This window comes from Marivirga harenae, assembly GCF_030534335.1.
GTDB lineage: Bacteria > Bacteroidota > Bacteroidia > Cytophagales > Cyclobacteriaceae > Marivirga > Marivirga harenae.
Genome location: NZ_CP130565.1, coordinates 4,283,637 through 4,308,427, shown reverse-complemented (window position 1 = coordinate 4,308,427; position 24,791 = coordinate 4,283,637). Strand labels below are relative to the sequence as shown.

The window sequence follows — 24,791 nt, the reverse complement described above, 5'->3', positions numbered from 1 at the left end:
GGCTAGTACTCCCCAAACTTAACGCTTACCATACTGTTATATTCCATTCCCAGTAATTCTGATGCATTTCCTTGTTTGATACCAATTTCTAAAACGCCTTGATCATTAAAAATGGCAAAAGCTTCGCCTCCTTGGCTTTCGTGATAATGCTCTTGAACTCCTGTGAGAGAATAATTTCTAAATTTTATTTGAACGGATTTTCCTTTACTTAAAATATCGTAGTCGTACTTCTGAATATCAGTAATCAGGTTTCCATAATCATCAATATGTACTACATGACCTTGAATAATCTCCCTGGTAGCTTTTACCTTTGGTACAATATATCTTTTAAAATCATCCACTTCCATTTCTTCGCCAGTTCCGTCAAGATTTTTGGATTGTAAAATTTTAACAGCGGCAGGAGCCAAAATATCCTTAGCTGGAAAATTACCTTTTAAGTCATCTGTTGACGCAATTTTCACAATTTTATCGGGATGTTTATCTCTTATAATACTAAGCAATCCATTATTGCTACCTAAGAAGAAACGCTTTTTAATTTCAACAGCGATCATTGCTTCATTTGGTTCAGAACGGGAATTGACTGCTACTAGATGAACGCTACCTTCCGGAAAATCTTGATAAACGGACTTTAGTACATGTGCAGCATGAATGATATCGTGCTTGGTGATGTTGTGAGATATGTCAATCACTTGAAGACTAGAATCTTCACCCAGTATTTTGGCTTTCACCGCTGCCACATAATGGTCGCGCCAACCGAAATCTGATAGAAAAGTGATCAAAGGCATACAAAAAGTCGAATTATTGTTAAATTTGTTAAAAACAAAACTACATAATTTTCAGTACTAACACATTGAGAGAACATAAATAAGAAAATCATTTGGTAGAAAAAGTTATCACTTTAGAAAATGTATCCCTTGTGGATTTTTTGGGAGTAGAAAATCGGAATATTAACGAACTTTCTTCTGCTTTTCCTAAATCAAAAATTATCTCAAGAGGGAATGAAATTAGAATACAAGGGAGTACACCCGAAATTATTCGCATCAATCAGATTGTACATTCATTGGTTACCCACTATCACAAATTTGGGAAAATAACAGAAGATAGTGTCAAAACTTACTTGAATGAGGAACATGAAGAAAGCCAAAGGAAGCTTGATGTTAATGCGGATGAAACCTTAGTTTTTGGTACGAAAGGTTATGCGATAAAAGCAAAAACTCCTAATCAAATAAAATTGGTCCAGGCTGTACGAAAAAATGATTTGGTTTTTGCAATAGGCCCTGCTGGAACTGGAAAGACTTATGTTTCAGTTGCCATGGCGGTTCAAGCTTTAAAGAATAAAGAGGTCCGCAAAATCATTATTACGCGTCCTGCTGTAGAGGCGGGTGAAAATTTAGGATTCTTACCTGGGGATTTAAAAGAAAAGATCGATCCATACCTAAGACCGATTTATGATGCATTGGACGATATGGTTCCAGCGGAAAAATTAAAGTACTACCAAGAAAATAGAGTGATAGAAATTGCTCCATTAGCCTACATGAGAGGTAGGACCTTACACAATGCTTTTATCTTATTAGATGAGGCCCAGAATACTACTCCTATGCAGATCAAGATGTTCTTGACCAGAATGGGGCCAAATTCCAAAGCCATTATCACAGGTGATATGAGTCAGGTTGATTTGCCAAAAAAGCAAAAATCAGGTTTGATAGAGTCCACACAAATATTAAAAGATATCAAGGGAATAGGAATTGTACATTTAAAAGGTGAAGATGTGGTGAGACATAAATTGGTGAAGCAAATCATCGAGGCTTACGACAAAAATGACGTTCTGATAGAAAAAGACCACAAATGATTACAGTAAAAGTAGTAGAAGATAAAGAAGAGTTAAAACAAATATTTAGTATTCGAGAGGAAGTTTTTGTTAAAGAGCAAAAAGTGGCTCGAGAGGAGGAATATGATGAGTTTGAAGAAATTTCTACACACTTTATAGCTACTGATGAAGATGGCAAGCCTTGCGGTACTGCAAGATGGCGATTTACGGAAAACGGGATGAAACTGGAGCGCTTTGCAGTTCTCAAATCGCACAGAGGCAGGGGCGTGGGACAAGCATTAGTAAAAGCAGTTATTGACAACATTAAGGAATCGCCCGATTCGATAGGTAAAAAAATGTATATGCATGCTCAGCTTCCTGCAGTTTCCCTTTACTCGCGCTTTGGTTTTGAAAAAGTAGGTGAGCAATTCGAGGAATGTAATATTATGCATTATCAGATGGAAATGGTTAATAGTTGAAACACCAAGGAATCACCAGAGGATAAACCCAATCAAAGTCAACAGTCTTACTATAAATGCGGTAGCATTATTATCATTAAGTTTTGTTAAAAATTTTAACGCAAACAAGTTGCGTTTAAAATATCTGTATCTATATTTGCAATAGAATTGCGTTAATAACATTGTTAATTTTCAAAAGTGCAGATACAAATGAAAACTTCAAATAAGAATACAGTAAGAATACCTATTGACGCCTTGGGTATGATGGCCTCCATAGTATGTGCCATTCATTGTGCGGCCTTGCCTTTGTTGTTAAGCCTTTCAACACTGACAAGCCTACATTTTTTGGCTAATCCTTGGATTGAGTATTCAGTCATTATACTTAGTTTGTTTTTAGCGTTGGTTTCTTTTTTGCCTGCATTTAAACGTCATCATGGAAAGTATTCTCCACTAATTTTACTTGGCGTAGGTTTTGTTTTCATAGGATTTGGTCAGTCAGGATTGTTTTCAATAGATGAAGTCATTTTAACGGTTTCAGGTGCTTCGTTTATTGCCACAGCCCATGCAATTAATTGGGCCCTGGTCATTAAGTAATCACTAGGTGGTAAAATTTAAATAATAGTTTTTACGATTTAGATAAAAAGTTATTTCGAAAGGTGGAAGGTAAAAAGTCCAATGAGTTAGCTCAATATTAATAACAACGACTCATGATTTTGTAATATTTTAGTTAGACATTATATCACAGCTTTTTACTCCCCCTTTTTTTCTTTATTGATATTTTTTTACTTTTATTTCCATGCATCAAGCCTGGAACAGATACGCCTTCATCCGTTTTGTGCTATTCATGTCTGGAGGAATAGTTGCAGGGACTTTTTTACCAGCTATTTTTGAAATTGTACTTCTTTTATTTGGTGCGATAGTCGTTATATATATAACTGCTCAGTTTTTTAGGGGTTATCAGTTTCCTACTTTTCAATCTATTTCTTTTGCTTTATTAGCTTTCCTGATTTGCTTTTCATTTGGCTATCTTAATGCTTACTGGCAATCTGAAAAACATGACGAGACCCATTTGCTCACTATCGAATCAGCACAAATACAAGCTTTTGAGGCTATACTAGTCAGTGCAGGTAAAAGCACCGAAAAAACTTACGGTTTTAAAGTCGAAATTCAGCAGGTTTTAATAAATGGAGACTGGCGAAACAATAGGGGAAACGCTATGATTTACTTCCAAAAGGATAGTTTATCGAAGGTGTTAAAATATGGTGATCAATTACTAATAAAATCACGCATAAACGAATTAGAAACACCAAAGAACCCATTAGAATTTAATTATAAGCGATTTTTGGGCTTTGATCAGGTTTATCATCAACAATATATCACATCTGGAAAATGGCTGAAGATTGGAAAAGGGAAAGGTAATCTAATTATGGCAGCATCCATCGAAACTGGACAGTATTTGGAAGAAATTATGAATGATAACATTCATACTGAGCGATCATTAGCCATTGCCAAAGCCTTAACCTTAGGGATAAAAGATGAACTAGATAATGACTTAAGAAATGCTTATGCAGCGGCTGGTGCAATGCACGTTTTGGCAGTAAGTGGATTGCACGTTGGTATCATTTTTTTGATTGTTTCTACGCTACTAAAAAGATGGCGGAATAGGAGGGGAGGTAGAATATATTTTGCCGTAATCAGTATGTCGGTGTTGTGGGCTTATGCTTTTATAACAGGTCTATCGCCTTCAGTTCAAAGAGCAGCCATGATGTTTAGTTTTATAATTTTGGCTCAGGCTTTACGAAGACAGACAAATATATATAATACTCTGGCTGCTTCGGCTTTTGTTTTGTTGAGTATCAATCCCTTTCTATTGTTCTCTGTTGGATTTCAACTGTCTTATCTGGCTGTTTTAGGTATCGTTTTCTTTCAGCCAAAACTCTATAGCCTTTTACAATTTAAATATGTTTTATGGGATAAAATCTGGGCAATCACTTGTGTTTCTATTGCAGCGCAATTGGCAACTGCTCCATTGGCCTTGCTTTATTTTCACCAATTCCCTACTTATTTCTTTTTATCAAACTTGGTGGTAATCCCGTCAGCTTTTGTAATTCTAAATAGTAGCTTACTTCTACTATTGATATCATTTTGGGAATGGGCAGCAGAAGGGATAGGTTTTCTGATTGATCATTTTATACAGTTAATAAATTATTTGGTTTTTAAGCTTGATTATCTTCCTAATAGTACAATAGATGGTGTTTTTATTACTACTCCTGAAAGCTGGCTGATTTACATTAGTATTTTGTTTATTGCCTTATTCATTTCTGAGAAGAAGCTAAACTATTTAAAATTGACTGTCTTAAGTTTGTTTTTAATGAGTGCTAGTATTTGTTGGCGTCAATATGAAAACTTCAATGCCAAAAAATTGATCGTATATGACACCGGAAAGCATCATGCATTAGCAATCAGAAATGGATTTACTCAATATTTGAAGGTAGAAGATAGCCTAGCACAAGATAAGAATAAACTTCGATTCCATGTTTACCCTAGTCAACTGCAAGCAGGAATAGCCGATTTTCATCCTGACCGATTTGAAGCTGAAAATCAGAATGAGATTTTTGAAGATTTTCAAGAGTTAGAAGTTTCTGTCTGGAACGGTCAAAAAATTGTCCATTGGCATCAGAAAATAAATAAAAATGTGATATTGAAGGAGCCTTTGGACGTTGATTTATTAATTCTAAGTAATGACGCTTTAAGAAACCCTTCGAAACTCCAAAAATATTTCAATGCCCAGAAAATTGTATTAGATGCATCCAATTCTTATTATAACATTCAAAACTTTAAAGCTAAATTTGAGGAGGAAAATTTAGATTATTACATAGTGCCGGAAGAAGGTGCTTTTGAATGGAAATTATAAACTATGGAATTAACGAAAATTGAAATTAAAGACAGAATTGGTTACATCACCTTAAACCGACCTGAAAAAAGGAATGCTTTGAGTTACGATTTTGTGGGTGAACTGAAGGATGCTTTTGCACAGTTGAAGGAAGATGATAGCGCAAAAGTGATCGTGTTGAGAGCTGAGGGAAAGGCTTTCTGTGCAGGTGCTGATTTGGCTTACATTCAAGGTCTGCAAGGCAATACTTTTGAAGAGAACTTAGAGGATTCCAATCATTTAAAGGAGCTTTTCTATGAGATTTATACTTACCCCAAAGTAGTGATAGCCGAAATTCAGGGTCATGCATTAGCAGGGGGCTGCGGATTAGCTACCGTTTGTGATTTCTCTTACACAGTACCACATGCTAAATTTGGTTACACAGAAGTGAAAATAGGTTTCATTCCAGCCATCGTAAAAGTATTTTTATTAAGAAAAATAGGAGAAGGGAAATCTAAAGAATTACTTCTTTCCGGGAAATTGTATGAAGCCAAAGATGCTCTAAAAATGGGCTTGGTCAATGAAGTGGTTGAAGCTGAAAAGCTTTCAGGAACTGTTTATGATTTTGCCCAACAATTAATCCAAAACAATTCAGGTCAATCTATGGCCTTTACCAAGCAAATGATAGCGGAAGTTCAAGAAAAAGGGTTAGAGGAGGGTTTGCAGTATGCTGCGGAGCAAAATGCTAAGGCAAGGGCTTCGGAAGATTGTAAGAAAGGGATAGCCGCTTTTTTGAACAAGAAAACTCCTAGTTGGTAATTTACAGACTTAATAAATAGCGGTTCAATATTCTATGCAAAATATAAAAGCCATTGATATCCTTCAAAAGTACTGGGGCTATGCTGCCTTCCGTAGTATGCAGGAGGATATTATCAACTCCGTAACTACAGGGAATGATACATTGGCTTTATTACCTACCGGTGGGGGAAAGTCTATTTGCTTTCAAGTCCCGGCTTTAATGAGTGAGGGCTTATGTTTGGTGATTTCACCTTTGATTGCCCTGATGAAAGATCAAGTAGAGCAATTAAAGAAACGAAAAATTCCTGCAGCAGCAGTTTATTCAGGAATGACTTCCCGAGAAATTGATATCCTACTTGATAATGCCGCTCATGGAGCCTATAAATTTTTGTATGTTTCACCCGAAAGATTGAAAACTGATTTATTTCTGGAACGAGCCAAGAAAATGAATCTTAACCTTCTAGCAATAGATGAGGCGCACTGTATTTCCCAATGGGGATATGATTTCCGTCCTCCATACTTGGAGATTGCTAATTTCAGGGAGTTGTTTCCCAAAGTAACTTGTATTGCCTTAACTGCCACGGCCACTGAAGATGTTAAAATTGATATCCAGGAAAAACTGAATTTCAAGAATGGGAAGCTTTTTCAAAAGAGTTTTGCCCGTGGTAATCTATCCTATTCAGTGAGAAAGGTTGAAAATAAGGAAGCCAAGCTTTTTGAAATTCTGAGAAAAATAGGAGGTACGTCAGTTGTTTATGCCCGTAACAGAAGACGTACAAAGGAATTAGCCGAACTCTTGAAAAAGAACGGGTTTTCGGCAGATTTCTATCATGCAGGACTTTCTCAGGCCGACAGAAATGCCAAGCAGGATGCATGGTTGACAGATAAGACTCGAATTATTGTTGCTACAAATGCATTTGGTATGGGAATTGATAAACCTGATGTTCGCACAGTAATTCACTGGGAAATACCAGATAATTTAGAGTCCTACTATCAAGAAGCTGGAAGGGCAGGGCGTGACGAAAAACCCGCTTTTGCTGTTGCCCTTTACCATGTGCAAGATTTTAAGGAAATGGAGGAGAAGCATGAGATCGCTCATCCCGAATTCGAATTCCTGAAAAAACTATATCAATCGCTGGCTAATTACTTTAAAATAGCGATTGGTTCTGGTGAAATGCAAAGTTTTGATTTTGAAATTCAGGATTTTTGTCAACACTACAGATATGAGGTATTTCCTGTTTTTCATGCTTTGAAAGTATTAGAGGAAGAAGGCTTCATTCAAATGAACGAGTACTTTTATCGGCCATCGGGTTTGCATATTAATTTAGACTTCAAGGATTTGTATTCTTATGAAATCGCAAATGCCAAATTTGAAAAAATAATTAAGACGGTTTTAAGAATTTATGGTGGTGATTTGTATCAACAAGTGATTTTTATAAACGAGTTGCAGATAGCGAAATTGGCTGAGATGAGTCCGCAAGAAGTTGTAAAGCAATTGAAATATTTAGATAAAGAAGGAGTAATTGATTATTCGCCTAAATCTGACTCTCCGCAATTAACATTTTTGGAAGCGCGCCATGATGCCAATAAATTGCCTCTCGACAAAAAGCGATTGGAAGAACGCAAAAAGAATAAGCATCAAAAACTGATAGCTGTAAAGAATTATGTAGAAAATGATGTCGTGTGCCGTACGCTCAAATTACTGCAGTATTTTGGTGAGTTTAAGTCGGAGCCTTGTGGTTTTTGTGATGTTTGTATCAATAAGAAAAAATCTAGTAGTTTTGAGAAGGATTTAGAGTTGAAGATTTTAAATATCTTAGAAGATTCCCATCTGAATATGGAGCGACTTGCAGAAAACATTGAAGGCTATTCCAAAGAAAAAGTGATATCGGCTGTCAGAAAACTTGATGACGAAGGCAAATTGAAAATTGATAAAATGGGGATGTTGACATTAGTTGATAAAATTGATTCCAAATATTAAAATTAATTTCAACCTTGCGAATAAAACCCCTAAATTCGCATAAATTCTAAATCACTTTTTTTCATGATTACCATCGCTAAATCAGAAATTGCACGTGCCATTGCTATTGAGTTATTAGATGTTGGAGCTATCCAAATCAGACCTACTAAACCATTTACATGGGCTTCAGGTTGGAAATCCCCTATTTATTGTGATAACAGATTAGCATTGTCTTTTCCGGAAACCCGAAGCATAATCAAACATTATTTGGCTGACGTAATCAGGTCGAAATTTCCTGAGGCAGAAGCTATAGCCGGTGTAGCCACTGCTGGTATTCCACAGGGTGTTTTAGTTGCAGAGTCTTTGGATCTTCCTTTTATGTATGTTCGTTCAAAACCAAAAGGTCATGGTATGGAAAATTTGGTTGAAGGTAAATTAGAAAAAGGACAAAAGGTGGTGCTTGTTGAAGATCTGGTTTCAACGGGCGGTAGTTCTATTAAGGCAGCAGAGGCTTTGCACGCAGCGGGAGCAGAAATTTTAGGGATGGCAGCAATTTTCACTTATGGCTTCGATGTAGCAGTAGGGAATTTTGAAAAGGCCAATATTAAATTAGTTTGTCTGTCCGATTATCCGCATTTATTGGAAGAAGCTCTGTCCAAGAAATTGATTCAAAATGACGAATTAGATACTTTGAAAGAATGGAAGGATAATCCTTCGGGATGGAATCCAGCCCACTGAGGCAGCCCCCTTTATGGGAATTAAAGAGGGCTTTTAGCCTTCTTAATATTCGCAACTACTATTGCAAAAAGAATAGTAGCAACTCCTACCCATTGCAAAGCGGTTACCTCTTCTGCTAAAAGCCAGCTTGAAAAAAACACGGCCACGGGTAATTCTGCGGAACTTAAAATACTGCTTAGCCCTACTCCGGTAGATGGGATACCATAAGCATAGAAAAGTGGAGGAATAACAGTTCCAAAGAAAGCGAAAATCAAACCCCACGACCATAATCCTGCGGATAGACTACCGTTCCATAAAAACTCAGGAGGAAAAATAATGAAGATGAAAAGACAAGCTCCCGTGATCATCATGGCACTTTTCTGAACAGGAATCAAAGCATTGCCGACTCTTCCATTTGCCCAGATAAATAAAGCATAGAAAAATCCTGCCAAAAACCCATATCCTATACCCTCTAAACTAAAAGGGATATTATCTAAACTATAAACATTTCCTGCCAAGTAGGTGCCAAAGAGAATAAAGATTACGGAGATCCATTGCATTCGTGTCGGGAATTTCCGGTGGATTATGATTTCCAATAAAAGACTAATCCATGTGAACTGCATTAGTAGAAGAATGCCAATTGAAGCGGGCAGCTCTTGTATTGATTTATAGTAGCATAAACTGACCAAGCCCGTACTAATTCCAGTAAGCAATACTTTCCAGCTATTTTTCCAGCTGAATTTGAAATTAATATTTTGAAAAAGTGCTCTACCTGCTAAAATTAACCAGAGAATTACTGCACCAAAAAATACTTGTGCTCCAGTAACCTCTGCTAGAGTGAATCCTTCCTTATATGAAATCTTTACCAAGGTGGTTAAAACCCCAAAACTACAAGCACCTAAAAATACTAATATCGCTCCTCTTAACATTCTATCTAATTTTTTCGGATTGCAAAAATGATGATTTTTTGGAAATATGAGGTGTGAAAGTGGAAATATAAGTTTTGAATACTTGATTAGTCAAAAGATATAAATATAGTCCAAGCGTCTCACTTGGATTATACCAGACTAGTTAATTACCTATCTTGCAAACTAGTCTAAGCGTCTCGCTTAGACTCATATTCTATCATTCAATCTTTCTTCATATCCGGCTGACCATTCACATCAAACCCAAAAACATCATTCCGAGCATAATGACCAATCACATCAAAATCCATTTTTGCGCGGATGATTTCATCATGGTCGATTTCTGCAGTCAATAATCCTTCCTCATTGTATAGCGGGCCTGCCAATACTTTACCTAATGGAGAAATTATTACACTACCACCCCTTGATAATATTTCAGGTCGATCTTCAGCCAATTGTTTTTGCAGATGTTCAGGATAATTACTTTTTCGAATAAATTGATTAGATCCTATTACATAACATCTGCCCTCGCAAGCAATATGAATTAAACTGCTATTCCAGCTATCTCGAGAATCAGCAGTTGGTGCAACATAGATTTCTACACCTTTTTGATACATTGCCACTCTGGCTAGTGGCATGTAGTTTTCCCAACAAATCAAACCGCCTAGTTTTCCAATTTTCGTATCATAAGTACTAAGGGTTGTTCCATCACCCTCTCCCCAAACCAATCGTTCTGCTGCAGTGGGTTTTAGTTTTCGATGTTTCCCCATTAATTCACCTTTTGCAGAAAAGTATAGTATGGTGCAGTACAAGGTTTTACTTATCGAGTCTTTTTCAGTTACACCTATAGTGATATACATATCATGCTCTTTAGCCCATTTGGCTATCTGTTGAGTTTCTTCTGCTCCAATTTCTACACTATTCTCCCAGTATTCCCTGAATTGCTCGCGACCTGCTTCAGTTCTGCTACCCACTACTGTCCCAAAACCTAAACCTGCCGGATAGGCAGGAATGAAGCTTTCAGGAAAGACTAGTAATTTAACATTCTCCTTTGCTGCTTTTTGAATCCATTTAAATACAATATCCAATGTCTTGGATTTATCAAATAGGGCAGGAGTAGCTTGTACGCAGCCAACTTTGAATTTTTTCATACTTTAAGATGATTTTTTAATCATGCCGAAAATCTCCAACTGCCTCGGCAAAAGCTGAAAGGACTTCCGATGATGTTCTGTGATTCCATATAATTTTATTCCTTCTCTATGTTGCTTGGTGGGGTAACCCACATTTCGTTCCCAACCGTATTGAGGATAAATATCCGATAATTCTCGCATGAGGTTATCTCGATACTCTTTTGCTAAAATAGAGGCTGCCGCTATGCTAAAATATTTGCTGTCTCCCTTTATAATGCATTCATGTGAAATTTCTTGGTAAGGAGTAAATCGATTTCCATCTATCAAGAGGAAATCAGGTTTTTGTGTTAATCGATCTATGGCTTTGTGCATAGCCCAGAATGAGGCATTTAAGATATTGACTTCATCAATTTCTATAGGGCTGCATTCCGCAATAGCCCATGCAGTACTTTGTTCTTTAATTACATCTACTAATTCCGCTCGTTTAGTTGCACTAAGTTTTTTGGAATCAGTGAGATATGGATGTCCGAAATCTTTTGGTAAGATCACCGCAGATGCCACTACCGGTCCTGCTAAGCATCCTCTCCCGACTTCATCACAGCCTGCTTCAAAGGCATTCTTTTTATTAAAGTAAGCTTTTAAACTCATTTTTGAATTTTGAATAAATAAGCCAAACCCATAGCGATAAAACTTTGCTGATATTCGACCAAATTATTCGTTTGTTGAACCAAGTCAAATCCAGCGTGCAGATCCAATTGGAACTTCGGATTTATTAAGTAGGTAAATCCACCGTCAAAGTAATTTAATGGGGTTCGAGCTTCAGATCTAAATCCGTAGATTTCTGCATAGACGGATAATTTATCGGTTAAACTATAGCCCGAATTGACGGTAAACCGAAGCCGTCCAAAGTCATTGAAACGTTTATCAAAGCCGAAATTTCCCATTAAATACCATGCTGGATTCAGTTGGTATTTCGAAGTCAATTGAATTCTATAGAAACTATTTCTTTGGAATGTTTCTGGAGCAAGTGTGTTGAATCCGTACTCTGCCACTACGGCTGTTTGGGGTATAAAACCAGATTCCTTCCATAAGTTTATTTTAGTACCCACTACCACAGGTCCGGAGAAACTCTGCCAAACAAACTGTGGGCTTTGACCTCCCTCTAGTAATCTTTCACTTTGATAGGTTTGTCCTAACCTTAGCTCCATGCCTTCCATTAATCCATACTTAACCAAAGTATTGTTCCAATTAATGATTTGTACTCGATCGCTTGGGTTCACCGTTTCACTGTCAAAAGAGAAGCCGGCCTCTATTTGGAAATATCCTTTAGGAATACTTTGCGGATATTCTGAAAATCCAGGTCTGTCGGTCCCAATTTGAATACTGTCTTCTTGAGCCAGCGCATTAAATGTGAAAAACGACAAAGTAAAGAGGTATATATATCTCATGAGTTGTTGGTTAAGATTTGCAAGTTAACAAAATTTTAATAGTTGATAATCTTGATTTTTTCGAAAAACCAATTTAAATAAATTTAGTAATCTAATTATAATTAATATATTTGCATTAAAATAAATTTAGATTAAGCTAAAAATATAATTATGAGAAGCGTATTACTGATAGTTGTACAGGTTCTATTGTTTTTGTCGGTTGTGCATATTTCTAAGGCTCAAGTATTTAAAGCTGTTGTTACCGATGAAAATGGAAAGTTTCTTCCTTTTGCCACTGCGCTTGCTCAAGACAGTGGATATGGAACTACCGCCAACGATGTTGGGGAGTTTTCTTTGAAAATCAAAGAAGGTACGAAGCATATATGGGTTTCTCATGTTGGATACCAAAAGCAGGAGGTAACTTTAGAAAATTATAATTTGTCTGAAACTCATATTATTCAACTTATTCCGGATAAACTGGGCTTGAATGAAGTAGTGGTCAGCGGACAATTACAAGCCAGAAGTTTGAGGAATTCACCAGTAAAAGTAGAAGTTTTCCGGGCTGGTTTTTTGAATGATTTCTCACAAGGTTCTGGTAATTTGATGGAAAGCATCTCTATGATTAATGGTATTCAAGAAAATGTAGCTTGTGGAGTATGTTATACCAATGAAATCAGTATTAATGGTTTGGAGGGTGCTTACACCTCGCTTTTAATCAATGGGATTCCAATATATGGTAATTTGGCCACAGTTTATGGTTTGAACAGCATACCAACTGACATGATGGAAAAAGTGGAAGTGGTCAGAGGGCCAGGCTCTACACTTTATGGTTCAGAAGCCATGGCAGGAGTTATTAATATTATCACTCCACACGCAAAAGAAAATACATTAAGTCTTAATTCCAGTTTCTCACAACTCGGAGAATGGAAAGGAAATCTTATCGCTCAGCATGGGAAGAAAAAGTGGAAGAGTTTTTCTGGGATGCATTGGGATATGGCCAATCAATTTGTAGATCAAAATGGGGATTTGTTTTCAGATGTAGTTTTGAGAGATCGATTTTCAGCCTTCAATTTTTCAGAAAATGAAAGTAAGCAGTTTTCTATTGGCGGCAAGTATTACTTTGAAGATAGAAGAAATGGGGTTTTGGAATATGTAAAAGACAAGAATTATAAACAATTAAGAGGTAGTGATCAGATTTATGGAGAAAGTATTTATACCCATCGCTGGGAATTGTTTGGCGATAAAAGATTTGTAAATAGTCCTTTTAGATTACAATTCTCGGCTAGCCAACATTGGCAGGATAGTTATTATGGCGATACTTTCTATGAGGCCGAACAGCATCAGGCTTTTGCTAATTTTATTTATGAACATGAATTAGGTAATCATAATCTGTTATCAGGCTTTAGTCAGAGAGTTACCTATTATGATGATAATTCGGCTGCAACGGAAAACGTGTCCGGCAATCAAGCAGATGTTCAGATTATTCCTGGTGTTTTTATTCAGGATGAATGGAAAATCAATAAAGATTGGAAAGCCTTATCGGGTGCTCGATTAGACTATTATAATCGCCATGGATTAATATTTTCTCCACGCTTAAATATTCAATACCAATTAACCGAATGGACTAATTTTCGATTCAACAGTGGTACTGGTTTCAGAATAGTAAATCTTTTTACAGAAGATCATGCATTCGTTTCTGGTCAGCGAGAATTGTTAATTGAAGAGGATTTGAATCCGGAACGATCTTTTAATGTAGGGCTTGGTTTTCAACATGTCTACACATTTGGGAATCAACAAGGGAGTATTGAAATTGACGGTTTTTACACCTATTTCACTAATAAAATAATCCCTGATTATGAGACTCCCGGTTTTATTATTTATCAGAATTCCGAAGCCTATGCCTACACGAGAGGGTTAAGCGCAAACATTAATCATCAGGTAGGAGCAAATCTTTATCTGAATTTAGGTGCACAATGGCAAAATGCTCGTCAAGCTGAAACAAATGTAGATGGCAAGTTGGAAGAAATGCCCATAATTTATTCACGAGATTGGTCTGCAGTAGGGTCATTAGAGTATAACTTTCCGTTAGATATTAAATTGAATTACAGTCTTAATTGGAATGGACCAACAGCCATGCCTGACATCTATGAGGTGAACGCCTTGGGTGAAATTGTAAGCACTAGAGCTAATCTCTCCCCTAGTTTTGCACAGCATAATCTTAAATTTAGGAAGGAATTCAAAAGAGTTGAAGTCTTTGTAGGAGTTCGAAACTTGTTTGACAATGTACAAGAGATATCGCCTTTGGGCGGTACACAAGATGAGACAGTGGCACTTGGCTTTGGGGAATATTTTGATACTGCATATAATTATGGAAATTTGCTGGGAAGGAATTTTTTCTTAGGATTCGATTGGTCTATTTATTAATTCTTTGTTAAAAGTACATCCCTTTGAATGTTTTTTAAGCTTGCTGAGCAATTATTAAATTTCTTAAATAGTGTATATAAACGAAAATAAATATCACTATTTTCATCATCAAGTGCAGCAGTGCATTCTTAAAAAATGGTAAGTGTAAGGTTTTGTTTTCTAAATATTTACAAAACTTTTAAATTTTTTCATTTTCGTCTACAACCGCAAAAAATATAGCTTGGTCGTTTTTTTTGTAAATCTTGACGATTAAACGCAACTAATGTCCATAAAATTACTTTATTTTGATATTTGGATAGTATATTTGCAATTAGCTTACATGAAATTTGAACCATTATGAACAGATTCTACTTACTATTAACATTTATTTCAATCGTTGCGTCCCTTCACTCAGTAAAAAGCCAGGTAGTAGGACCTGCTGGAGTTGGAACTGGCGATGGATCATCAGGTCCTCAAAATGTTCTGTGGCTAAGATCTGACATTGGAATAAGTCAATCAGCAGGCAAAGTATCAGCTTGGGCAGATCAATCTGGAAATAACCTGGATGCAAGCCAATCAACACCAGGACTGCAAGCTGATTATACGGCATCTAATGCTAATCTAAATGGTTTTCCTTCAATCAATTTTGGTGCATCAGGTGGCTATCTAACAATTGGAGATGATGATCTCCTTGATGACACAGATGGTCTGACAGCATTTTTTGTATTCAGAACACCTTCTTCAATAGGGACAGAAGGTATATTAAGTAAAAGGGTTTCCAATGGAAATGAACAGTCATATGTGTTCTTTACTACCAGCGGTGGTTTTGAGGCTAGATTTGATGGCGATGGGGGAGTTGATAGTGAAAATTCCACTATATCAGCTGATGATAACCTTGTTATCAGCTCAGTTTTTAATGGGTCAGTGCAGTCAATTAGTAATTTTGTGAATACTGCAGATGGTGGAGTTCAAACGGGAGCTTCTAATCTATTAAATAATGAAAACTCTGATTTGTTCCTAGGGAATTTCAATACAAGCGATACTAGAAACTTTACTGGGGACATTGCAGAAATCATTATTTTCAGAGATGCCTTAAATGGTGCTGAAAGATTAATTGTCGAAAACTACTTAGCCGAAAAGTATTCTTTAAATGTTACCAACGATATTTTTGGGGAGTTCGCGAATTTTACTTCGAATTACTTCAACGATTTTAGAGCAATAGGTACTACAGATGGTACGTCTAAAAGATCTGAATCTGGCTTTTCAGATGCCTTTCAGATAAGAGAAATAAATGGAGGACTAGATACTAACTTAGAGTTTTTCGCTGTAGGACATAATGATGCAGTGGCGCATTCAGAAGGCGTTGTTACAGATTTGGGAGCTAATATCACATCACGTTGGGGTAAGGATTTTTATCTAGAAAACAGCCAAAATAATGTAATCGACAACGGTGAGTCCGATATGGACTTAATTTTTGATTTTGGAGATGCAGGGTTTACATTGGGGAGCCCTTCCAATTATGTGTTACTGTATAGGTCAGGAATCAGCGGAAATTATGAAAGAGTTTTTGCTAACAGCTACGGAGTAGAGAATGGTGATCAACTAGTCATATCTGTACCAGGAAACAGAATTAAATCTGGATATTATACCGTAGGTCAAGGTGATCAGTTGATCAGCAGAACATGGTATGTCCTTCGGAACGGAAACTGGAATGATCCTAATACATGGACTTTAGACGCTGGTATTGCTCCCGCCCCTAATAATCCTGGGGGTGACATCCCTGCTGATGAGGATAATGTTGTGATCAGAAATGGTAGAACTGTAAATATACAAACTGGAACTAATGACATTGAGATTGCAAGCTTAAGAGTTGATGGTAGAATCAACCTAAATAATACGACTGGACATAATTTTAATGTCATCAACGGGAAAGGAACGATAAGTATTCAAGGTAATTCTGGAGTTTCAAATTTCCCTTTAGGAAGTACCACAGGCTCAAATGGTTTTGCTAATGAATTGAATGGTGGACTATTATTGGTAAGTGGTACAGGACTCGAATTTGATCAAGATTTAACATTGAAAGATTTGAGAGTTGATCTAACAAATCCTACAGACCTCGCAATATTAGGTGCTGACTTAACATTAAATGGAGATTTTACTATCAGAAAGGGAAGTTGGCAGTTTGGAGATAATACTGCTACTGCCAGGGACTTCACAGTTTTTGGTGATGTCTTGGTTCAAAATAATGGAAGTACCCAAAACGGTAGAATTCGAACATCTACTCAAAATGTGCGTCATAATTTCAATTTGTATGGGGACTTTACTAATGAAGGGGATGTGCGATTCTCACAGCGAACCACTCAAACTGTTGGAATCGATCCTCCAGACGGAATTACAGATGTATTTTTGATATCTGAAAATAGGAATCAGACGATAAGAGCTAATGGTCCCACCTACTTCTTAAGAGTAATTATCGATAAAGGAGATCCTGCATATTCAGCTACTTTCACTGCAAGTCAAGCTTCCAACTTCGTATTGACAGGTAGGGCAAATCAAAATATTGGTGGTGATGTCAATGCTCCAAATGATAATCAAAATGCATTTGGATTAATAACGGGCACAGCCGTTTTAGGAACAAATATAAATGTTGATCCATTAAATAACACAGGAAATTACTCAGTCGGTACCAATGCAAAACTTCTATTAGATGGTGGCTTTGCTAGGAAAACTGGAGGCAATGCGGTTACCCCTTATGGGACAATAGAAGTTAATGCAGGTACTTTTCAAGTAGAAAGTTCAAGCGGTATTACTTCTAGAGAAGCCGGGACATTAAAGGTTAATGGAGGTATTGTAAATATTCCGCAGTTTAGGACTTCGGTAAACGGTTCTGATAACGTAGGAGGTATGGAGATAAATGGTGGGACTGTCAATATCGGTACGACAGCAGGAGTGAACCCTTCCAATAACTACTATACATTATCCTTGACATATACAGACAATGCTTTTATAATGACAGGAGGCGAACTTAATATCAGTGACGCCACTAATAGAGGGTTAGTATTTATCAATAGTGATCCGGGAAATATTAATGTGACTGGTGGAACAGTTAATTTGATATCTACCAACGGTAATGAGGCTAAAATCTCTACTAGAGCGCCATTCTATAGAGTAATTATGGCTAGTTCTGGAGCGGGTGTGTCAGAAATCACGCTTAATGAAGGCACCAGTGGAGATGGAGGAAATGCCAGAACCCTATCAGGTGAACCACTTAGAGTTCTAGAAGATTTGATTGTCAGAGGTTACAACGATCAATTCTATAATAATCCATTCGGCAATTTCCCTACTACTTTTGCAGCAGTTACTTCTTCTGCAAACGTGAATGATGTTTATGTTGGTGGAAGTTTTTATGTGGGCCGATGGTCAGCATATAATTCGGTTTTTGGAGGCGTGGACCCTTATGATAATTTGGGAGACCAACCAACAGAAGTAAATAGTACTTATTTTAACCAAACGATTGGAACCTCATCAATTGACACTATATATTGGGGTGGATCAACATCTCCCCGCTTAGAATTGGGGAATTTGGTCTTAGACAGGAATTCTGGAAATGAATTAAGAGGTATTGCCAGAGCAGGAGGAAATGGTGCTATTAGATTCGACATTAATGGAAACGGAGAGGTTAGATCGGGAACCTTGGATCAGAATATTTTCACCATTAGGATTTGGGGTAATATCCTTAATTACGATAGAATGGGTACCTATTTTGCTTCTGGAAGTTATCCCGAAGCAGGTGGTACACCAGACGTTGCTCAAATTAGATTTAGGGAAGATCCACCGCTAGTTATAGAAACCGAAGACGGTGCAGTTTTTGGCAATATTAGGTTTAATGTGGGAGCAGCGACTATTGCTGAGCTCAATAGTGATGTTACAATCGAAAGAATGGAGTATTGGAACGGTCGAATTTATATTAAAAACCATACCCTTACAATTGATGAAATTTGGAATATAAACAATGGAGGAGGAAACTTTTTTAACGGAAATGTATCTACTAACAGTTTAATCAATATAAACAACAGTGATGTTGTTGCAAATATATTGGTGTTTACTGATGGTAATGCAAGTGACGGTGGTTTAAGATTGAAAGTGAATGGCAATACCATTCCAGAAACAGAAGAAAGCAGATTAAATAATATCTCACCTATATCTTTTCCAGTTGGTTTTACAACAGACGGTGGAACTACTGTTTACACTAGACCGGCTCAAATGAAAGTAAAGGACTTTTCAGATGATGGTTATGTTCGAATTAATGTGGTAAGTGGTGAGTTGGAAACATCTGATTTAGGTGGCGGTGAAATATTGCAACATTATTGGAGAGTTCGACATGATGGATTCACTGATTTACCAACAGTTGCCTTTAGATTTTATTACAGAGGCTCTGGTGCTGTTGTTCCTGGTCTAGATAGACCATCAAATTACGCTTCATCTGATGAGGACAATTATGTCCCTGGCTATGTTCTGGATGGAAACCCATATACTCGGGTTTTTGAATCAGACCCAGCGGAGGACTTAAACGATATCATTACTTCTACTTATGGTGGTAATCAAAGTGCCAATGAAGATAATAGAACTAGGATCATTCATTTTAATGGATCAAGCACAACAGCTGAATTTGATCAAAATGACTTTTCTGGCTTTGAATTAGTAGGAGCGAACTACACAGCAGGTGTTTCAGGGAGGTTTGTTGGCGCTCCCGATATTTTCTACACAAGAATATCTGGAAACGGTTTTCCAATTAAGTGGAATAATGGAAATAATTGGACCTTTGCTCCAAATGATATTGATGGTAATTCTACAGTAGACAGCTATGAGTTCCATGACTCAAGACAGCCGGCAGCTGGTGATTTTCCGCAAGCTGGCGATGTCGCAGTAATCGGTTGGGTTCCATTTGGGTCGCCGGGTAATGACGGTGAGCCGCATGGAATCACGGCAGACAATATAGTAGTAAATTTTGCAGAATTGGTATTTAATCAAATGCTGGATGCAAATGACGGAAATCCAACAGGACGTGTGTATGCTCGTAATTTCCAATTCCGGCCCACTTTGAACATCAATATAGCAGGAGGAGGTATCAATGGAGGTCCTGTAAAAGGAGAAGGAATGTTTTGGATCCGTTCAGCTGGTGGTAGTCAGGCAGATCCAGATTTTTCAGGAGTTGATTTGGGTGATTTTGTAAATCAAGACTCTTCATATTTTGTTTATGAAAGTACTCAAGATGGATTTGTTTACAATAATATACCTCCTGAAGTACCGAATCTTCTTATTGCAGGCAATGGATGGGGTGCTGCAGATAGAGATTTTGAGATATCTACAAATGTGACTGTCAAGCAAGATTTTGAGCTATTAGGTGATGTTAATTTGAGATTGAGCTCTGGCGCTACGGGCGATATAACTGTAGAAAATAATCTAAGAATTTTCAGAAGTAATGTAAGCGGTAACGACAGCGGTGGAAATGGTAGAATTGATTTTCCAAATAATGCATCTAGAACCGTAGAAGTTCTGGGTGATTTGAGGCTAGAGAACGATAATGCATTGATTAGAGTGGAAAATCCAGATGCCACAATTAATCAAAGTAACCTAATTGTGCATGGCGATATTTACCAAGATAATAATGGTGGAGGTGGATTGCAGCTTTATACAAATGGAAATCAAGATTTTGTATAACTTACTTTGAGAGGAGTGGGAAATAACACTTTCGATTACCAATCAGGAGCAATTCCAAATTTCCACAGTATAGAATTAAATAAAGGCAGTGATCTAAGTTCTAGCTTTATTTTCCGGTCAGATTTCAATTTGCCTTTGCCTGCTGATATTAATCAACAGCCTATTGAAATAGTAAATGGCTTATTAATCTTAGATGAACCTAATGTTGATATTACTTTAACTGACGAAGCCAGAGGAAATTTCAGTCTTCCTAATTTATCTAATCCAGAATCATCATCGGGTTCAGGTGGCTTAGAATTAAGACAGGGGATAGTACGGATTGAAGGAGATGATACGGGCTTAATTCTAGATGGATTACTTCGGATTACTGGTGGTACTTTAGACATGGCTTCTGGTACAGGTAATGGAAATAACTTTATTGAGTACTCTGTTTCGGGCAATGCAGAAATCGACATTACAGATGGAACTTTAGACGTAGGTTCTCAGGTCAGAAGAGGTTTACTCTCTACTTCCGGAGTTCTAAAGTATACCCAAAGTGGAGGAGTTGCACGATTTGGAATAAATACTGCTCCTGAACAAAATAGAGGTGTTTTTGAGGTTTTAAATGCTGGAAGTGAATTCAATCATACTGCAGGGGATTTCATAATTGAGAGACAAAATGGTTCAGCTACAAATGCTTCATTAAGGTTAGATCCTGATAGTTATGATTTTACGGGTTCAACTATTACCATTGGTGGAGTCTCAACCCCAGCTGGTCAAAATCAAATTGGCATTAATGCAACTGTTCCTTTGAATAATCTATTGATCACAGGTAATAATAATTTGAATGCAAGAACATTTATTAATCCTTTGATTCTTAATAATTTAGAAGTTGAGAGTAACGGTACTTATTCCGCTAATGGTCTAGATTTAACCATTGTTAACAACATGGAAGTAAATGGAACTTTCAATAATCAAGGAAATGGTACGAATCAACAAACTACATTCTTCAACACTCCTACAACTCAAAGTATTTTGGGAAGTGGGATAATTGATTTATGGAATATTGAAAAAGCGGGAGCAGGGGACCTTTCCATAGAGCAGGAGTTGACGGTTGAAAATAATCTTAGAATCTTAAATGGAATCTTGAATACAAATACTAGCGCGTTGAATTTAGAAGGTGATTTGATCCATGATGGAGAGCACCAATCAGCTGTTGCAGGGCCTGGTATTGTTTTCAAAGGTTCAGCTACTCAGAATATTGCTCGTTCCTCTAGTGGGCAGAGTACATTTGGAACCATTACAATTGACAATAGTAATGGAGTTGAAGTAACAGCCGGGCAAAATGATTTTGAAATCAATCATAAAGTCGTATTAGCTTCTGGCGTGTTCGATATTGGTTCCAACTTATTGATCATGGATGAGGATGCAATTTTTGAAAATGGTGCTGGAGGCGCATCCGTATCTGATTTCAATGTCAATAATATGATTACAGTCAATACTAGTTTGATTGACAAAGGGGTAAGGAAAATCTATCCCGATAACTTCAATGGAAGTTTTGTTTACCCTGTAGGATTATTGAATTATACCCCTGCAGTAGTTACGGCATCTGACGTAGATGGAAATGGTTTTATTACAATTAAGCCTATTGATAATTTCTCAGATGGTATAACCGATGATGACGATGAACTTTGTACTGGAGGTGCAGATTATGATGATACACAAAATGTATTACAGTATTACTGGTTGGTAAAATCGCAAAACATCACAAATTTTGATGGTTCCTTGACTATGTATCATAACGATGCATTAGAGTCTGTAAATAATGCAGAGGGATTGGGTTTAATGAATTATGCACCTGCAAGATTGTTGAATGTTGACGATACTTGGGACAAGATTTATTCAGAACAACTATTTGATGAGGTAGGTAATTCAATTACTTTTCAGTCAGACGTATCCAACGAGTACAGCGGATTAATGAGTGAGACTTTGGAGGGACGATATACAGCAGGTATCACTAGAGATAATAGTGATGCGTTGTTGTGCGGCAGTGCAATACCAAATGTTGTGCCTCTTTTTGAAACTCTGACGGGTTTTGCGGATGGAAATGTAAATGCGGGTGCTTCTTTTGACGGAGGTTCGGCCCCTTCTGTAGGTCAATCGCCAGATTTAGTTGTTAGAGGCAATTATACCTTGGTCTTGAATGATAATTTTAGACGTTTTAGAAAAGTGACAATCGAAGAAAATGCAACTCTAGAAATCAATAGCACTTTTGGACATAATTTAGGAACAATTGAGGGTAGTGGTACTTTGAAACTAGTTGATGATGCTTCGTTTCCAGCTGGTGACTACGAGGATTTCTTTCCAGACGCAAATTGTTCTATAGGCGGAGGCTTAGAATACGAAAATAATGATGTGGGAAATGATGTTACAGTTTTAGCTGAAGGATTTACCAATTTGAAAAGGTTAATATTAAGCGGTAATGGTAAAAAGGTGATGTCTAATGCTACAAGCGTTAACATATGTGAGAACTTAGAATTGACTGGCGGTGACTTTGAAATGGCTAATAACTCAGAGCTGAGAGTAAAAGGTAATGTCATTAAGAATGGCGGCAGTAGTTTCAATGCAGAGTTTACTGATGCTACTATCGTGATGGATGGAACTAGCAATCAAACAATATCAGGTCAGTTTACTGGTCTTGAAGCATTCAATGTTTTAGAAGTCAATAAGTCGAATGGAAGACTGTCAGTAATTGATGGTAGCAATAATGATATAGAAGTAAGCGGTGAACTTAAATTTACAAATGGATTAATTGATACTGATATCGATAATTCATTGATTATTCAAAACACTGCTGTATTATCGGGTTTTAAATCTTCTAGTCACGTTAATGGTCCTCTCATCAGAAACTTAAATGCTTCCACAGCTTCTGAATTTGATCCTTTTCCTGTAGGGCAAAGTGGAAGATACGGATTAATTGAAGTAAGTTATATTCAAAATACAGACGATTGGACAGCAACTTTCTTCAGTGAAAGCCCAGAGGATAACCCCGCAATTGCCACTTTGTCTAATAATCTTGTTGGAGCTAATCCAGTGGTAAGTGCTAATCAGTATTGGGAATTAACAAGTGCCGGTGCTAATATGGCAAATGTAAAAATATATTGGGACCCAAGCAGTAATATTGCAGATGGTTCGGCAAGCGTTGCACAATCTTTAAGTGAACTAAGAGTAGTTCGATTTAAAGATGGTGTTTCTTCTCAGTGGGAGAATCAGGGGCAATCCAGTGTATCAGGAAATGCAACGAATGGGCAACTAACATCAAATACAAGATTTGATTTTTCTACAAACTTTGTGACCTTTGGGGCAGGAGATGCAAATAACAATTCATTACCTGTTGAATTAACCTTCTTTACAGCTGAGAATAACGGAAACAGGGTTGATTTGAAATGGCAAACTGCTTCTGAGAAGAATAATGATTTCTTTGAGATTCAGCGCTCATTTGATGGTAAAGATTTTGAAGTTCTAGGTATTGTTGAAGGAAGTGGTGATTCTAAAGAAGTTCTTGATTACAGTTTCAAGGACTATTCCCCTCTGGCTGGTGATGGATTCTATCGATTAAGACAAGTAGATTATGATGGAGCTTTTGAATATTCAGAGGTGGTAAAAGTGAACAGAGTTCAGAATTCTGATTTAGTTGCAGTACCAAACCCAACTCAAGCACAAAATATTAAATTGAGATTATCTGGGTTCCATGCAGAGCAAAAAGTACAGGTCTCCATATTTGATATGCAAGGAAGAAGACACTATGAGGCAGTTCATAGTCCATCGGATTTCAATAATGCATTACCGATAGATACAGAACTAAATTCAGGTATTTACATTGTAGATGTGCGACAAGGTAATATAAGAAAGAAGGTTAGATTGATGGTTAAATAACTTATAATGCTAACAAAAAAGAAAGCTGCATTTTCCTTGAGTTGATGCAGCTTTTTTTATATCCCTTTTTTAATAAGTGCAGTTAGCAGAAATTTAAACAGCCACCACCTTCTAGAATATACCATTTTTCCGTTATCAAAAGACACAATTTTTTTGTTAGCAATCATCACAGCAATATTTTGATCAATAAATTTGCTCAGGATAATATATTTGCGAAAAAGAAGATAAGTTTTCAGAGGAAAAATAACAACTGATGCAGAAGAGATATTAATATTCAAGTCATTTGTAGTACCATGAATATTAATTTTGCCTTTTACACTTTGCAGCTCCACATCAGCTGTTATTTGCATTTTTTTCATTTCGATTCAGTTGTAATACTTAATTTTCCGTTCATGGTCCATTCAGTCTTTTCCTCTGAACCGACCTTTTTTGGCACTCCGATTTTGAAATCAGTAAAATCATAGTTGATTTTTGCATTTCGGCCAGTTAATTTATCGTATAACCCAATGGCTAAATCTGGCCAGCTCTGTGTTTCTTCTGTTTTGCTCATAGTTTTTATATTTTATTTAAAAAGGAAACGCCTTGTAAAGCATATTGTTTAATTAAAAATAAAAAAGGTTAAACAAAATGTAATATAAGTTAAAAATATATTTTTCAACTATTCGGTCAAAGCATTTT

Annotated in this window: 17 protein-coding genes; 10 read left to right on the top strand and 7 right to left on the bottom strand. The window is 36.9% G+C overall.

Going from position 1 to position 24,791, the window contains the following annotated elements; genetic code table 11:
* Window positions 1-2 precede the first annotated feature (2 nt).
* On the bottom strand, window positions 3-785 hold the full coding sequence (locus tag Q3Y49_RS18390; protein ID WP_303270108.1) for an SAM hydrolase/SAM-dependent halogenase family protein: 783 nt from the start codon (window positions 783-785) through the stop codon (window positions 3-5).
* A gap of 92 nt (window positions 786-877) precedes the next feature.
* Between Q3Y49_RS18390 and Q3Y49_RS18385 the strand changes: the two genes are divergently transcribed.
* From Q3Y49_RS18385 to pyrE, 7 genes are all read left to right on the top strand, one after another.
* Window positions 878-1,849: a PhoH family protein gene (locus tag Q3Y49_RS18385; protein ID WP_303270107.1), complete on the top strand. Its 972-nt coding sequence runs from the start codon at window positions 878-880 to the stop codon at window positions 1,847-1,849.
* Window positions 1,846-2,286: a GNAT family N-acetyltransferase gene (locus Q3Y49_RS18380; RefSeq protein ID WP_303270106.1), complete on the top strand. Its 441-nt coding sequence runs from the start codon at window positions 1,846-1,848 to the stop codon at window positions 2,284-2,286. The genes Q3Y49_RS18385 and Q3Y49_RS18380 overlap by 4 nt, the downstream gene beginning before the upstream one ends.
* A 189-nt stretch (window positions 2,287-2,475) precedes the next feature.
* Window positions 2,476-2,859 carry a MerC domain-containing protein gene (locus tag Q3Y49_RS18375; protein WP_303270105.1) on the top strand — a complete coding sequence of 128 codons (384 nt, stop codon included), beginning with the start codon at window positions 2,476-2,478 and terminating at the stop codon, window positions 2,857-2,859.
* Window positions 2,860-3,061: 202 nt separating this feature from the next.
* Entirely contained in the window at window positions 3,062-5,179 is a 2,118-nt protein-coding gene (locus Q3Y49_RS18370; RefSeq protein WP_303270104.1) for a ComEC/Rec2 family competence protein, read from the top strand.
* A 3-nt stretch (window positions 5,180-5,182) separates the two neighbouring features.
* Window positions 5,183-5,956 carry an enoyl-CoA hydratase/isomerase family protein gene (locus Q3Y49_RS18365; RefSeq protein WP_303270102.1) on the top strand — a complete coding sequence of 258 codons (774 nt, stop codon included), beginning with the start codon at window positions 5,183-5,185 and terminating at the stop codon, window positions 5,954-5,956.
* A gap of 34 nt (window positions 5,957-5,990) precedes the next feature.
* Window positions 5,991-7,916 carry a RecQ family ATP-dependent DNA helicase gene (locus tag Q3Y49_RS18360; RefSeq protein ID WP_303270101.1) on the top strand — a complete coding sequence of 642 codons (1,926 nt, stop codon included), beginning with the start codon at window positions 5,991-5,993 and terminating at the stop codon, window positions 7,914-7,916.
* 63 nt (window positions 7,917-7,979) lie between these two features.
* A complete protein-coding gene (pyrE, locus tag Q3Y49_RS18355; protein WP_303270100.1) occupies window positions 7,980-8,633 on the top strand; it encodes an orotate phosphoribosyltransferase in 654 nt (217 codons plus the stop codon).
* Between the two features lie 20 nt (window positions 8,634-8,653).
* On the opposite strand, the gene Q3Y49_RS18350 is transcribed toward pyrE, so the two are convergent.
* The 4 genes from Q3Y49_RS18350 to Q3Y49_RS18335 all read right to left on the bottom strand — a co-directional run bounded on the left by Q3Y49_RS18350 (window position 8,654) and on the right by Q3Y49_RS18335 (window position 12,095).
* Window positions 8,654-9,541 (bottom strand): EamA family transporter, encoded by an 888-nt coding sequence (locus Q3Y49_RS18350; protein ID WP_303270099.1) that lies wholly within the window; start codon window positions 9,539-9,541, stop codon window positions 8,654-8,656.
* A gap of 200 nt (window positions 9,542-9,741) precedes the next feature.
* Window positions 9,742-10,668 carry a carbon-nitrogen hydrolase family protein gene (locus Q3Y49_RS18345; protein WP_303270097.1) on the bottom strand — a complete coding sequence of 309 codons (927 nt, stop codon included), beginning with the start codon at window positions 10,666-10,668 and terminating at the stop codon, window positions 9,742-9,744.
* Between the two features lie 3 nt (window positions 10,669-10,671).
* Window positions 10,672-11,295, bottom strand: coding sequence for a ribonuclease HII (gene rnhB / locus Q3Y49_RS18340; protein WP_303270096.1), 624 nt, complete (start codon window positions 11,293-11,295; stop codon window positions 10,672-10,674).
* Entirely contained in the window at window positions 11,292-12,095 is an 804-nt protein-coding gene (locus tag Q3Y49_RS18335; protein WP_303270095.1) for a transporter, read from the bottom strand. The genes rnhB and Q3Y49_RS18335 overlap by 4 nt, the downstream gene beginning before the upstream one ends.
* 150 nt (window positions 12,096-12,245) lie before the next feature.
* On the opposite strand from Q3Y49_RS18335, the gene Q3Y49_RS18330 reads away from it, so the two are divergent.
* The 3 genes from Q3Y49_RS18330 to Q3Y49_RS18320 all read left to right on the top strand — a co-directional run bounded on the left by Q3Y49_RS18330 (window position 12,246) and on the right by Q3Y49_RS18320 (window position 24,113).
* Complete coding sequence (locus tag Q3Y49_RS18330) at window positions 12,246-14,498, top strand: TonB-dependent receptor (RefSeq protein ID WP_303270094.1); 2,253 nt, start codon at window positions 12,246-12,248, stop codon at window positions 14,496-14,498.
* Between the two features lie 336 nt (window positions 14,499-14,834).
* Window positions 14,835-20,198, top strand: a complete 5,364-nt coding sequence (locus Q3Y49_RS18325) for a beta strand repeat-containing protein (protein WP_303270093.1) — start codon at window positions 14,835-14,837, stop codon at window positions 20,196-20,198.
* Between the two features lie 15 nt (window positions 20,199-20,213).
* Window positions 20,214-24,113 (top strand): T9SS type A sorting domain-containing protein, encoded by a 3,900-nt coding sequence (locus tag Q3Y49_RS18320; protein ID WP_303270092.1) that lies wholly within the window; start codon window positions 20,214-20,216, stop codon window positions 24,111-24,113.
* Between the two features lie 56 nt (window positions 24,114-24,169).
* Here the strand turns inward: Q3Y49_RS18320 and Q3Y49_RS18315 are convergent, their stop codons facing one another.
* Together Q3Y49_RS18315 and Q3Y49_RS18310 are read right to left on the bottom strand one after the other, a co-directional pair.
* Window positions 24,170-24,472: a hypothetical protein gene (locus Q3Y49_RS18315; protein WP_303270091.1), complete on the bottom strand. Its 303-nt coding sequence runs from the start codon at window positions 24,470-24,472 to the stop codon at window positions 24,170-24,172.
* The gene (locus Q3Y49_RS18310) at window positions 24,469-24,663 is read right to left on the bottom strand and encodes a hypothetical protein (protein ID WP_303270090.1); all 195 of its coding nucleotides are present in this window, start codon (window positions 24,661-24,663) and stop codon (window positions 24,469-24,471) included. The genes Q3Y49_RS18315 and Q3Y49_RS18310 overlap by 4 nt, the downstream gene beginning before the upstream one ends.
* Between the last annotated feature and the right edge of the window lie 128 nt (window positions 24,664-24,791).